At 64.9% G+C, this 13,000-nt stretch carries 13 protein-coding genes; 10 read left to right on the top strand and 3 right to left on the bottom strand.

Features of this window, described 5'->3' with window-relative positions:
- The first annotated feature begins 33 nt into the window (after positions 1-33).
- Positions 34-414: a CidA/LrgA family protein gene (locus A7A09_RS04310; protein WP_106690237.1), complete on the top strand. Its 381-nt coding sequence runs from the start codon at positions 34-36 to the stop codon at positions 412-414.
- Positions 407-1,126: an LrgB family protein gene (locus A7A09_RS04305; protein WP_106690442.1), complete on the top strand. Its 720-nt coding sequence runs from the start codon at positions 407-409 to the stop codon at positions 1,124-1,126. The genes A7A09_RS04310 and A7A09_RS04305 overlap by 8 nt, the downstream gene beginning before the upstream one ends.
- 85 nt (positions 1,127-1,211) lie before the next feature.
- Here A7A09_RS04305 and mog read toward each other — a convergent pair whose 3' ends face one another.
- Both mog and A7A09_RS04295 read right to left on the bottom strand, forming a co-directional pair.
- Positions 1,212-1,754: a molybdopterin adenylyltransferase gene (gene mog, locus A7A09_RS04300; protein WP_106690236.1), complete on the bottom strand. Its 543-nt coding sequence runs from the start codon at positions 1,752-1,754 to the stop codon at positions 1,212-1,214.
- Positions 1,751-2,980 carry an argininosuccinate synthase gene (locus tag A7A09_RS04295; RefSeq protein ID WP_106690235.1) on the bottom strand — a complete coding sequence of 410 codons (1,230 nt, stop codon included), beginning with the start codon at positions 2,978-2,980 and terminating at the stop codon, positions 1,751-1,753. The genes mog and A7A09_RS04295 overlap by 4 nt, the downstream gene beginning before the upstream one ends.
- A 99-nt stretch (positions 2,981-3,079) precedes the next feature.
- On the opposite strand from A7A09_RS04295, the gene A7A09_RS04290 reads away from it, so the two are divergent.
- The 3 genes from A7A09_RS04290 (at position 3,080) to A7A09_RS04280 (ending at position 6,444) form a co-directional block, all read left to right on the top strand.
- The gene (locus tag A7A09_RS04290) at positions 3,080-3,745 is read left to right on the top strand and encodes a hypothetical protein (RefSeq protein WP_106690234.1); all 666 of its coding nucleotides are present in this window, start codon (positions 3,080-3,082) and stop codon (positions 3,743-3,745) included.
- A 38-nt stretch (positions 3,746-3,783) separates the two neighbouring features.
- Positions 3,784-5,031 (top strand): threonine ammonia-lyase IlvA, encoded by a 1,248-nt coding sequence (ilvA, locus tag A7A09_RS04285; protein WP_106690233.1) that lies wholly within the window; start codon positions 3,784-3,786, stop codon positions 5,029-5,031.
- Between the two features lie 96 nt (positions 5,032-5,127).
- Positions 5,128-6,444, top strand: coding sequence for a PP2C family protein-serine/threonine phosphatase (locus tag A7A09_RS04280; RefSeq protein WP_106690232.1), 1,317 nt, complete (start codon positions 5,128-5,130; stop codon positions 6,442-6,444).
- A 34-nt stretch (positions 6,445-6,478) separates the two neighbouring features.
- On the opposite strand, the gene A7A09_RS04275 is transcribed toward A7A09_RS04280, so the two are convergent.
- Positions 6,479-6,946, bottom strand: coding sequence for an NUDIX domain-containing protein (locus A7A09_RS04275; protein WP_106690231.1), 468 nt, complete (start codon positions 6,944-6,946; stop codon positions 6,479-6,481).
- A gap of 149 nt (positions 6,947-7,095) precedes the next feature.
- Here A7A09_RS04275 and hslO point away from each other — a divergent pair, with 149 nt between their 5' ends.
- Genes hslO through A7A09_RS04250 form a run of 5 tightly spaced genes read left to right on the top strand, consistent with a single transcriptional unit; the run spans position 7,096 to position 12,968 of the window.
- Positions 7,096-8,154 (top strand): Hsp33 family molecular chaperone HslO, encoded by a 1,059-nt coding sequence (gene hslO / locus A7A09_RS04270; RefSeq protein ID WP_106690230.1) that lies wholly within the window; start codon positions 7,096-7,098, stop codon positions 8,152-8,154.
- Positions 8,151-8,741: an NUDIX hydrolase gene (locus tag A7A09_RS04265; protein WP_245999130.1), complete on the top strand. Its 591-nt coding sequence runs from the start codon at positions 8,151-8,153 to the stop codon at positions 8,739-8,741. Before hslO ends, A7A09_RS04265 begins: the two co-directional genes overlap by 4 nt.
- The gene (locus A7A09_RS04260) at positions 8,738-9,907 is read left to right on the top strand and encodes a CCA tRNA nucleotidyltransferase (protein WP_106690229.1); all 1,170 of its coding nucleotides are present in this window, start codon (positions 8,738-8,740) and stop codon (positions 9,905-9,907) included. Before A7A09_RS04265 ends, A7A09_RS04260 begins: the two co-directional genes overlap by 4 nt.
- The gene (locus A7A09_RS04255) at positions 9,904-11,748 is read left to right on the top strand and encodes an ABC transporter ATP-binding protein (protein WP_106690228.1); all 1,845 of its coding nucleotides are present in this window, start codon (positions 9,904-9,906) and stop codon (positions 11,746-11,748) included. Before A7A09_RS04260 ends, A7A09_RS04255 begins: the two co-directional genes overlap by 4 nt.
- Complete coding sequence (locus A7A09_RS04250; RefSeq protein ID WP_106690227.1) at positions 11,745-12,968, top strand: class I SAM-dependent RNA methyltransferase; 1,224 nt, start codon at positions 11,745-11,747, stop codon at positions 12,966-12,968. Before A7A09_RS04255 ends, A7A09_RS04250 begins: the two co-directional genes overlap by 4 nt.
- The last annotated feature ends 32 nt before the right edge of the window (positions 12,969-13,000 follow it).

Here is a 13,000-nt window from a genome sequence, read left to right as displayed (position 1 = left end):
GCACAGTCCGGACCGCTCGACTAGCCTGCAGCCATGATCAGCACGCTCGCCATCATCCTGTCTTTCCAACTGATTGGCGAGATCGCCTCGCGCGCGCTTGCCCTGCCCCTGCCGGGGCCGGTCGTGGGGCTGATCCTGCTGGTCCTGACCTGCATCCTGCGCCCCTCGGTCGCCGCCCATATCCGGGGCACGACGCTTGGGCTGCTGCAGCACCTGTCGCTGTTCTTCGTGCCCGCCGGGGTGGGCATCGTGGCGCATGGGGATCTGCTGCGCGAAGACGGCATGGCACTGGCATTGGCGCTGATCGGCTCGACGGTGCTGGCAATCGCGGTCGGGGCATGGGTCTTCGCGGCGGTGGCACGCTGGACCGGCTCGACCGATCCCGAGGCACAGAAAGGTCCGAATGATGCGTGATCCGCTTCTGATATGGTCCTACTTGGCGCAGGGGCCGCTCTTGTGGCTGACGGCGACCCTGGTCGCCTATCTGGCGGGGGATGCCTGTTTCCGGACCACGGGGCGGCAAAGCTGGGCGAACCCGGTGCTGATCGCGGTAATCCTGCTGGCGCTGCTGCTATGGCTGACCGGCACCGATTACGCGACCTATTTCGAGGGTGCCCAGTTCGTCCATTTCATGCTCGGCCCGGCGACCGTCGCGCTGGCCTTGCCGCTTTACGACAACCTTCCCCGCGTCAGGAAGGCCGCCCTGCCGATGCTGGCGGCATTGATCGCGGGTTCGGTAACCGCGGTCGTCTCGGCCCTTCTCATCGCCCGCGCCTTCGGCATCAGCGGCCCGGTTCTCGCATCGCTGGCCCCGAAATCCACCACCGCCCCGGTCGCCATCGGCATCGCCGAGCGTATCGGCGGCCAGCCCACCCTGACTGCGGCACTGGTGCTGCTGACCGGCATATTCGGCGCCATCATCGTCACGCCGCTGCTCAACGCCCTGAACATCCGAGACTGGCGGGCGCGTGGTTTTTCCGTCGGAGTTGCCGCCCATGGCATCGGCACCGCGCGCGCATTCCAGGTCAATGAGACCGCCGGGGCCTTCTCGGGCATAGGAATGGGGTTGAACGCGGTCCTGACCGCCATCATCGCGCCGCTGGCGCTACGCCTGTTTGGCGGCTGAACTTTTTTTGGATATTTAAGTGAAGAAGAATGGCTTAATCCTTCTTCTTCATCCAAATATCCATTCGGCAGATCGGTTGCGCGGCTCACTTGCCCTTGGGGCGGAACGCCTCGATCCGAGCCGGGTCCGTTTCGATCCGTGCGGCACCGATCAGGTCGAGGCAATAGGGCACGGCGGCGAAAACCGCATTGAGGCAGGTGGCGATGGCCGAGGGCTTGCCGGGAATCGTGATGATCAGGGAGGCGCCGCGGATCACCGCCGTCTGGCGCGACAGGATCGCGGTGGGTACTTCGGTCAGCGAGGCGCGGCGCATTTCCTCGCCGAAGCCCGGCAGTTCCTTTTCTGCGACGTCGGACACCGCCTCGGGGGTCAGGTCGCGCGGGGCGGGGCCGGTGCCGCCGGTCACCAGGATCAGGTCGGCACCGCCATCGGCCAGTTCGCGCAGCTTGGCGGCCACGATATCGCGGCCGTCGGGGATGATGTGTCGGTCGATCTGAACCGGCGAGGTCACGACGCCCCGCAGCCATTCCTCGGCACCCGGACCGCCCTTGTCCTCGTATTCGCCCCGCGACGCGCGGTCGCTGACGGTAACGATGGCGATGCGGGCGGTCAGGCGCTGTTCACTCATGGCTTGATACGGGCGTTGCGGTTGCCGATCAGTTTCAGGCGCAGCGCGTTCAGGCGAATGAAGCCCGCCGCGTCCTTCTGGTCATAGGCGCCGGCGTCATCCTCGAAGGTCACATGCGCCTCGGAGTAAAGCGAATGCTCCGAATGGCGGGCGACCGTCCGGGCAAGCCCCTTGTAGAGCTTGAGTCGCACCGTCCCGGTGACATGTTCCTGCGACTTGTCGATCAGCGCCTGTAGCATCTCGCGCTCAGGCGAGAACCAGAAACCGTTATAGATCAGCTCGGCATATTGCGGCATGATCTGGTCCTTCAGATGCCCCGCACCGCGATCCAAGGTGATCTGCTCGATGCCGCGATGGGCTTCCAGCAGGATGGTCCCGCCGGGGGTCTCGTAGACGCCGCGCGACTTCATTCCGACGAAACGGTTCTCGACCAGGTCGAGCCGGCCGATGCCATGCTTGCGCCCGTATTCGTTCAGCGCGGTCAGCACCGTGGCCGGGGACATCGCCTCGCCATTGATCGCGACCGGATCGCCCTTCTCGAAGGCAATCTCGATGAATTCCGGCTGATCGGGTGCGTCCTCGGGGTGAACCGTGCGCTGGTAGACGTAATCGGGGGCCTCTTCGCCCGGATCCTCCAGCACCTTCCCTTCCGAGGAGGTATGCAGCAGGTTCGCATCGACGCTGAACGGCGCCTCGCCGCGCTTGTCCTTGGCGATCGGGATCTGGTTCGCCTCGGCGAATTCCAGCAGCCTGGTGCGCGAGGTCAGGTCCCATTCCCGCCACGGCGCGATGACCTTGATCGAGGGATCCAGCGCATAGGCGGCGATCTCGAAGCGCACCTGGTCGTTGCCCTTGCCGGTCGCGCCATGGGCGATGGCGTCGGCGCCGTGTTCCTGCGCGATCTCGACCAGCCGCTTGGAGATCAGAGGCCGCGCGATCGAGGTGCCCAGCAGGTAGCAGCCCTCGTAGACCGCATTGGCGCGGAACATCGGGAAGACGAAATCGCGCACGAATTCCTCGCGCAGATCCTCGATATGGATGTTCTCGGGCCTGATGCCCAGCATCTCGGCCTTCTTGCGGGCGGGGTCGAGTTCCTCTCCCTGCCCCAGATCGGCGGTGAAGGTGATGACCTCGCAGCCATATTCGGTCTGGAGCCATTTCAGGATGATCGAGGTATCGAGCCCACCCGAATAGGCGAGGACAACTTTCTTCGGCGCGTCGGACATGTGTCTAAACCTTTAGCGATTTTGCTCACGGAATAGAGGGATTTGTTAGTCATCTCAAGGCAGGCTCGACAGAAAGAATTATCTTCTGGCCGGGGTGTCATGCTTGCGTTCCGAATCGTTATCCACTCGATCCGGCAGATCATCTGCAATGTCCCAGCCATGTTGCGGCTTTCATGGGCACCGGTGGGGCTGCATGTGTTGGCGATCTACGGGTTGTTCAATGCAGGGGAGCGGCGGTTATTGTTACGCAATTTCAGCGATCAGTATCCTCCCGAAACCGCCGGACGGGAAGTTCTATTGCTGCTGATCTTTTTCTTTCTTGCGATCTGGCTGGCCGTATCCTTTCACCGGTTTATCCTGCGGGGGGAGGAACCTCCGGCAATCCCCGCACTTAGCCGTGAAACCCGCAGCTATCTGACACGAAGTGTTCTGATCGTTGGCATGATCATATTACTGGTGATCACTGCTCCGATACTTCTGGTAGAACCCGTCATCCTGCGCTGGTCCGCGGGTCTGCCGGGTATCGCACTCGGAGAGGAAAGCGCCTTCGAAAAGGGCAAGGCCAGCCTCACGGGACATTATTGGCTGCTTTTTTCAGTCGCAGCCATCGTCAGCGTGATAGGATATATCGCGCATACTCTCGCCGCACTGTCCGGCCTGCCCGTTCTGTATTACATCGTTTCGAACTGGTTTCCCGTCCTGCTGAACCTGTCCATTCTGACCACCCTCTGGGGGCATTTCGTCGAAGGGCGCGAATTGCACTGACCCTTGCCAATTCCACGCTTTCGCGGCATGGGGCGGGGATGGAAAACTTTGTCGCCTCCGTCCGTCAGGCCGAGGCCGCGCTTCGCGACCTGTTCGAGCCTACACCGCTGCAACGCAATGACCATCTGTCGGCGAAATACGGCGCCGATATCTGGCTCAAGCGCGAGGATCTGACGCCCGTCCGCAGCTACAAGCTGCGCGGCGCCTTCAACGCGATGCGCAAGCTGGTCGGCAGCAAGCCCGGCAGCAATGCGCATTTCGTCTGCGCGAGCGCCGGGAACCATGCGCAGGGCGTCGCCTTCGCCTGCCGTCATTTCGGCGCGAAGGGAACGATCTTCATGCCGGTCACGACGCCCAAGCAGAAGATCGACAAGACCCAGATCTTCGGAGGCGACGCCGTCGAGATCGTCCTGACCGGCGATTATTTCGACCAGACGCTGGCCGCCTCGCAAGCCTTCGCCCGTGAGCAGGAGGCGCAATTTCTGTCACCCTTCGACGCCCCGGACATCATCGAGGGGCAGGCGACGGTCGGGCTGGAAATGCTGGAGCAACTGGGCCAGTCGCCCGACCTGGTGGTTCTGCCGGTCGGTGGCGGCGGGTTGTCGGCGGGCGTGACCCGCTACCTGCGCGAGACTGCATCCGAGAGCCTCTTCGCCTTCGCCGAACCCCTGGGCGGCGCAAGCCTCCAGGCCGCGTTGCAGGCCGGAGCCCCCGTAGCGCTGCCCGCCATCGACAGTTTCGTGGACGGCGCCGCCGTCGCCCGGATCGGCGCCCTGCCCTTCGAGAACCTGTCGCGTTTCGAGGTCTCGGACGTTCATCTCGCGCCCGAGGACCGGATCTGCCGCACCATGCTGGAGATGCTGAACACCGAGGGCATCGTGCTCGAGCCCGCCGGGGCGCTGGCCATCGATGTGTTGCCCGATCTGGGTGATCTGACCGGCAAGACGGTGGTCTGTGTCTGCTCGGGCGGGAATTTCGATTTCGAGCGCCTTCCCGAAGTCAAGGAGCGTGCCCAACGCTTTGCCGGGGTCAAGAAATACTTCGTTCTCAGGATGCCGCAGCGCCCCGGAGCCCTGCGCGATTTCCTGCAGCTCCTGGGGCCGGATGACGATATTTCGCGCTTTGAATATCTCAAGAAATCGGCACGGAATTTCGGTTCGGTCCTGATCGGGATCGAGACGACGGATCCGGCCAGCCTGACCCGGCTTGCCGAGCGGCTCGACCAGTCCGGCTTCGCCTATCGCGACATTACCGGCGATGAGATATTGTCCGAACTTCTCGTGTAGGGACCCGAACGGATCGTTGCGACACCAGTAAAACTATAACGATTCTGGTGATTTGGCTTCATCCCCCGTTTACGCGGACGGGATTAGATCCCGGTCATGACCCGTGCCGACCGCCCCCTGCCACCCACCACCACAGGCCGCCACCCCGGACGGCGGGCATCGCAGGTGCTGATTATCGGCGATCTGGCCGAACAGTGCCGGGATCTGGCACGGGCGGGATATGATGTTGAAGCGACGGGTTCAGCCGTCGAAGCCCTTGCCATCTGCCAACGGCGGAAACCGGATTTCATCATTGCCGATTGGTCGATGCCCGACATGTCGGGCGTCGAGTTCTGCCGCGCATTCCGCAATATCGACCAGGGCGGAGATGGGCATGTCATCCTCCTGGCCCATCATCAGGGCGCGGCGGAGATCGCGACCGGTCTCGACGCGGGAATGAACGATTTCCTGACCACGCCGGTGAAGGGCCCGGAATTGCAGGCCCGCTTGCTGATCGGTTCGCGAAACCTGCGGATCGGAGACGCTCTGCGACAGGAAAACACCCGACTGCACAATCTGTTGCAGCAACTGCAAGAGATGCGGGCCAGCGCCGAACGCGACCTGCGCGACGCGGGCAGGCTGCAACAGGCAATGATGCGCGGGCATGCGGGGCAATTCGGCAAGGCGGCGATATCGCTGCTGTTGCATCCGGCGCGGGCGGTTGGCGGCGATCTTGTGGGATGCTTTTCGATCGATGATCACCGGATCGGCATCTTTGCCCTGGACATCGCCGGTCACGGTGTCGCCGCCGCGCTGGTGGCGGCGAGACTATCGGCGCATCTTTCGGAAAATCCCGATCTGAACGAGGTGCTGCGCCCGACACGGGATGGCGGCGATCCTCTGACACCGGCGGCGCTGGCACACAGGCTGAACCGTCTCTTGCTGGAAGAGAGGGGTTTCGACAGCTACCTTACCCTGATCTATGCCGATCTCGATCATGCCAATGGCCATGTCAGGATGGTGCAGGCAGGTCATCCGCACCCGGTTCTGCAGACCGCCCATGGCAGCCTGCGCCAGCTTGGCAAGGGCGGCATGCCGGTCGGATTGTTTCCCGAGCCGATATTCGACGAGTTCGAATTGACCATGCGGCCGGGTGAAAGGATGCTGATTGCCTCGGACGGGATCACGGAATCGAACGACCCGGGCGGCGGCTACAGGATGCAGAGCCGGCTCGAAGATCTGCTGACGGCACATTCGGGGCTTCACGGCCACGCATTCCTGGAAGCAATGCTCCTGGCGCTTGACAGAGACGGCGCCGACAGGATCCGGGACGACCGCTCGGCGGTGCTGGTCGAATTCGGTCCGCCTCCCTCGGCCCGCCCGGCAGGGACAAGGTCACAATCCGATCAGGACGGGGTCGAAGATGTCTGGTAATCCCTGCCGCAGTCCAGTTGCGGGCCTTGCAGATTCAACGGCAATTGCGGTAACTGCGGTCGGCGCGCGCCAGTACCAGCCCGAGCGCCGCCCTCGAACCGGGATCGGGCAACAGCGCCGATGCCCGGTCCAGGGGCACCCAATGCGCCTCGTGTCCGGGCTCGAGCGGCGGGGCGAGACGCATCACCGGACGGGCGAGCCAGACCGAGCACAGCTTTTCGGCATGAAGATCGTATTCCGGCATATAGCAGAAGCGCCGATACGCGCCGATCCGGCGGGGTGTCGAGATCGTCCAGCCGGTTTCCTCCATGACCTCCCGGTGCAGCGCGGCGATGGGCCCTTCACCCGGGTCGATCCCTCCGCCGGGCAGCTGGAATTCCGGCTCGGGCTCGGCTTGATGCGTCAGCAGCACCCGCCCCTCGCGCAGCAGGATCGCATAGGCACCGGGGCGGCGCCGATATCTGCGGGCGGGTTCTGGCGCGATACCGAAACGGGGGATCATGGGGGCTCCTCGCAACTCGGCCCATCCCTAGCGCGAAGCTCTGGCAGGGGAAAGCATGTCTCTGCCCCCTTGGGATCGTCCGTGAAACCTCTATATTGGGGGCGACCCGGCCCGCGATTGCGGGCCTGACGCTATTTCAAGGATCCGTCATGAACAAGATCAACCAGATTGCCTGGGACGACACGGTCCTGCCCTTTCAACTCGACCGTTCGGATATCCGCGGCCGGGTCGCGCGGCTGGACGGGGTGCTGGACCATATCCTGTCACGCCACAACTATCCTGCCGCCGTGAGCGCGCTGGTGGCCGACCTGGCCTTGCTCGCGGCGCTGATCGGCCCCACCATCAAGCTGCGCTGGAAACTGAGCCTGCAGGTTCGCGGCAGTGGCGCGGTCAGGACCATCGCCGCAGATTACTTCGCACCGGAAGCTGACGACGAACCCGCCCGGATTCGCGCATGGGCCAGTTTCGACGCGGATCGGCTGGACAATGACCGCCCCCCGTTCGAGCAGATCGGCGAGGGCTATTTCGCCATTCTCATCCATCAGGGTGCGGATATGCAGCCCTACCAGGGCATCACGCCCCTGGCCGGAGGATCGCTGTCGGCCTGCGCGCAGACCTATTTCGCCCAATCCGAGCAATTGCCGTCGCGCTTCTCATTGGCCCATGGCCGCTCGCAGCTTTCGGGCGAATCGGAGCATTGGCGGGCCGGGGGCGTGATGCTGCAAACCCTGCCGGGACAGCCGATGGAGCCGGGCGATGACAACAGCCGGGAAGATGGGCTGATCGAGGCATCGGATATCCTGCAGGGTGCCGAATCGGAGGATTGGAACCGTGCCAACCTGCTGCTGGACACGGTCGAGTCGCTGGAATTGATCGGTCCCTCCATTGGTCCCACCGACCTGCTCCTGCGGCTCTTTCACGAAGAGGATCCCCGTGTGTTCGACGCTCAGCGGGTCGAGTTCGGCTGTTCCTGCACCTCGGACCGGGTGCGCGACACGCTATCGATCTATTCGGCCAAGGACATCTCGCATATGACCACCGACGAGGGAATCGTGACCGCCGATTGCCAGTTCTGCGGCGCGCATTACGAGTTCGATCCCGACAGTCTTGGATTCGAGGCCACGCTCGATGCCGATGGCCTGCCGCTCGACGGCGAAAATCCGGGTGGCGAAAGCCTGGACGGCGAGAAAGGCAGGGCGGCCGAGTGATACTGGAATGGTCCGAAACACGTCTCCGCGCGGCTCTGGCGGTCAAGGCAGAGCCCAGTTCGGATTATGAACTGAACGATCTCGCGCCCCCCGACACACCCCTGCGGCCCGCCGGGGTGCTGGCGGCCTTTCACGAGGATGACGGACGGCTGGTGCTGACCAAGCGCGCCTCGGGGCTGCGGCATCATCCCGGCCAGATCGCCCTGCCCGGCGGCAAGCTCGATCCCGGCGATGCCGACGAGATCGCCGCCGCCCTGCGCGAGGCGCGCGAAGAGGTGGGGCTGGACCCGGCACAGGTCGATCTGATCGGCACCCTGCCCCCGCATCGCACGGTGACCGGCTTTGCCGTCACCCCGGTGCTGGGCATCATCCGCGGCGGCTTTACCCCTGTCGCCGAACCCGGCGAGGTGGACGAGGTCTTTACCCTGCCCTTCGCCCATATCTCCGATCCCACGCGCTACCGTATCGAGCAAAGGCGCTGGCGTGGCGGCTGGCGCAGCTATCACGCCGCGCCGCATGGGCCATATTACCTGTGGGGTGCGACGGCGCGGATCCTGCTCGGGCTGGCCAGAAGGTTGCAGGCATGACCCGGCTACCGCCCGATATGCTGGACGATCCGGCATTGACCGCGGTGCTGGATGCCGTCGAGGCGCAGGGCAACCGCGCCTATCTGGTCGGGGGCGCGGTGCGCAATGCTCTGCTGGGGCAACCGGTCGAGGATATCGATATCGCCACCGATGCCCGGCCCGAGGAGGTCCAGCGGCTGGCCCTGTCGGCAGGTTTGAAGCCGGTGCCGACAGGGATCGAGCATGGCACCGTCACCGTGGTCTCGGACGGGCGCGGCTTCGAGGTCACGACATTCCGCCGCGACGTGGAAACCGATGGCCGCCGCGCCGTGGTGGCCTTTTCGGACAATCTCGACAAGGATGCGCATCGCCGCGATTTCACCATGAACGCGCTTTATGCCGATCGCAGCGGCATAGTGATCGATCCGGTCGGCGGTCTGCCCGATCTGGAGGCGCGCCGGCTGCGCTTCGTCGGCGATCCCGAGCAACGCATTCGCGAGGATTACCTGCGTATCCTGCGTTTCTTCCGCTTCCATGCCTGGTATGGGCGCGAGGCGGATCCGGGCGCGGTCGCGGCCTGCGCGGCCTTGAAGGAAGGGTTGGAGCAGATCGCCCGCGAGCGGATCGGCAGCGAGATGAAGAAGCTTCTGGCGGCGGACGATCCGGTGGCCTCGATCCTGCTGATGGCTGAAACCGGGATATTGGATCGGCTTTTGCCCGATACGGAAACTGGTGCCCTGGCCGAACTTGTGGGCTTCGAGGCACGCGAGGACTTCCCCCCCGCATGGCCCCGGCGTCTGGCCGCGCTGAGCGGCGGCAGGGATTGCGCCGATGCCTTGCGCCTGTCGCGGGACGAGGCCCGCGCGCAAGCCGCGCTGGCCGAGGCCATGGCCGCGAAATGGTCGCTGAACGAGGCCGGTTATCGGTTCGGGATCAAGGCGGGCACGGATTACGCCCTGTTAGCAGGTAGCCGGGGAATGGCATTGCCACCAGACTGGCGGCAACAGGTCGTGCAAGCTGCCGAGTCGAGATTGCCGATCTCGGCCCGGAACCTGATACCGCCATTGACCGGACCGGCGGTCGGACGCGGGCTGAAAGCCGCCGAGGCCCTGTGGATCGAAAGCGATTTCACCCTGTCCACCCCGTCGCTGATCGAAGCCGCCCTGCAAGCGGGAGAGGAAGAATGACCCTGCACCGCCGCCTTGGACAGTTGATCGACGCATTCCGCCCGGCGGATGGCCCCCCTCCGGACAGTTTGCTGGCCTTTGCCCGCTGGTGCCTTTCGGGCGCATGGGGCGGCCTGTCGCTGGCCGCCGTTGCCTCGGCCCTTGGCGGGGTGGCCGATGTGATGGCGGCGGTGCTGCTGGGCGCGGTGGTCGACGCGGTTGCCATCGGCAGCCCCGACAGCCTGTGGAGCCAGAATGGCTTGCTGATCGCCGCCTTCGTCGGATTCTTCCTGCTCTTGCGCCCGGTGATCTTCGGGATCTCCTCGGCCACCTCCAGCGTGATCGTCGGGCCAAATGTCCTGCCGCTGGTGTTGTCGCGGCTGCATCGCTGGACCATGGGGCATTCGGTCACCTTCTTTGACAATGATTTCGCCGGGCGGCTGGCGCAAAAGCAGATGCAGACCGCCCGCGCCGTGACCGATGTGGCGACCGAGATGGTCAATGTGGTGGCCTTCGCGCTTGCCTCGGTGCTGGGCTCTGCGGCCTTCCTGGTCTCGGTCGATGGCTGGGGCGCGGTGGCGCTGATCGTCTGGCTGGGGGCCTATCTGGGACTGATCCGCTTTTTCCTGCCCAGGATCCGGTCACGCTCCAGCGCCCGCGCCTCGGCCCGCGCCATGGTGACCGGACAGGTCGTCGATACGATCACCAATATCAAGACGGTCAAGCTGTTCGCCCATGCCGAGCACGAGGACCGCGCCGCGCTTGGCGCCATGGCCGGGTTCCGCGAACGGGCACTGGATTTCGGCGTGGTCAGCAGCAGCTTTCGGCTGTCGCTGATGTTCATCGCGGGGCTGTTGCCGGTAATCCTTGTCGGCGGCTCGATCATGCTGTGGCGCGAGGGGCTGGCCACGCCCGGCGATATCGCCGCCTCGGGGGCCATCTCTATGCGGCTGAGCCAGATGACCGGATGGGTCAGCATGGCGCTGATGGGCATGTGGGGCAGCATCGGCGAGGTCGAGGACGGCATGCGCACCCTGTCGCCGCCCCATGCGCTGACCGATGCCCCCGATGCCGAGGACCTGGAACGCGTGGCGGGCCGGATCGAGTTCGACGATATCAGCTTTGCCTATGGCCGTGACCTGGGCGGGTTGCAGGATGTCGCGCTGCATATCCGGCCCGGCGAGAAGATCGGCATTGTCGGGGCCTCGGGCGCGGGGAAATCGACGCTGGTTGCCCTGCTGCTGCGGCTTTACGATGTCGAGGGCGGTGCGATCCGCATCGATGGCCGCGACATCCGCAAGGTGACCCAGGAAAGCCTGCGCCGCCAGATCGGCATGGTCACGCAGGAAACCGCGATGTTCAATCGTTCGGCCCGCGACAATATCCTGTATGGCCGTCCCGACGCCACGCAAGAGGATATCGAGGCCGCGGCCAAATCCGCCGAGGCGCATGATTTCATCCTCGGGCTTCAGGATCACGCCGGGCGCAAGGGATACGAGGCGCATCTGGGAGAACGCGGCGTCAAGCTGTCTGGCGGTCAACGCCAGCGGATTGCACTGGCGCGGGCTTTCGTGAAGGACGCCCCGATCCTTGTGCTGGACGAGGCAACCAGCGCGCTGGACAGCGAGGTCGAGGCGCAGGTGCAGGACGCGCTTTCCCGCGCGATGAAGGGCAAGACCGTGCTGGCCATTGCGCACCGCCTGTCGACCATCGCCCAGCTTGACCGGATCATCGTCATGGATGCAGGCCGGATCGTCGAACAGGGCACGCATGGGCAATTGCTGGCGAAGGCCGGGCTCTACGCGCGCTATTGGAACCGGCAATCGGGCGGCTTCCTGGGCACCGAAGAGGCGGCCGAATGAGCCTCTGGCGGATCGAGCGGCTCGGGCGGCGCGGCGATGGCGTGGCGGCCGGTGCGGATGGACGCGCCCTCGCCCCCCTGACCCTGCCCGGCGAAGAGATCGAGGGCGAGGCGCGGGATGGCCGCATCGCCTCTCCGCGGATCGTGACGCCTTCGCCCGACCGGGTAAAGCCGGTCTGCAAGCATTACCGCGCCTGCGGAGGCTGCTCATTGATGCATGCCTCGGATGGGTTCACCACCGCCTGGAAAGCGCAGGTGGTGGAGGCCGCGCTGGCCGCGCATGGGCTGCAGGCGCCAGTGGCGGGGATGCATGTGTCGCCGCCGCGATCACGCCGCCGGGCGGTCCTGTCGGGGCGGCGGGTGAAGAAAGGGGCGCTGGTCGGCTTTCACGCCCGCGCCTCTGAGGTGATCACCGACCTGCAGGATTGTCACGTGCTGCATCCAGCGATCATGGCGGCCCTGCCCCTGTTCCGGCAGATCGTTATCGCCGGTGCATCCCGGTCGGCCGAGCTGACCCTGACCGTCATCCATGGCCCCGCCGGTCTGGACCTGTCGGTGCGCGGGGGCAAGCCAATGGATGCCGAACTGTTCCGGGCATTGGCGGCGCTTGCCGGTGAGGGCGATCTGGCGAGGCTTGACTGGGATGGTGAAGCCATCACCCGCCGCATGCCCGCATTGCCGATGGGGTCCGCGCGGGTCGTGCCTCCGCCCGCAGCGTTTCTGCAGGCGACCGCCGAAGGCGAAGCCACCCTTCTGACCGCGGTGCAGGAAATGACGCGGGGTGCGAAACGGATCGCCGATCTCTTTGCCGGTTGCGGCACCTTCACCCTGCCCCTCGCCGCAATGGCGCAAGTCCATGCGGTGGAAGGCCTGGCCGCACCGCTGGAGGCGCTGGACGCGGCCTGGCGCGATGCCCAGGGGCTTCAGCAGGTCACGACAGAGATTCGCGACCTTGCCCGCCGTCCGCTGCTGGCGGATGAACTGGCCCGCTTTGACGCAATCGTGATCGACCCGCCGCGCAGCGGGGCCGAGGTACAGGCGCGTGAAATCGCCGCATCGGGGGTGCCGAAAATCGCTTTCGTCGCCTGTGATCCGGTGAATTTCGCCAAGGATGCGGCAATATTGACGAGCGGCGGCTACAACTTGTCGCGTCTTCACGTCATCGACCAGTTCCGCTGGTCACCGCATATCGAAATCGCCGCCGAGCTTCGCCGCAGCTAGTCAACAACCCCGAGCTTATGTTATTTAGTGGG

Source organism: Paracoccus methylarcula, assembly GCF_003007735.2.
GTDB lineage: Bacteria > Pseudomonadota > Alphaproteobacteria > Rhodobacterales > Rhodobacteraceae > Paracoccus > Paracoccus methylarcula.
The sequence above is the reverse complement of the archived record's forward strand: the minus strand, read 5'-3'. Positions and strand labels throughout refer to the sequence as shown.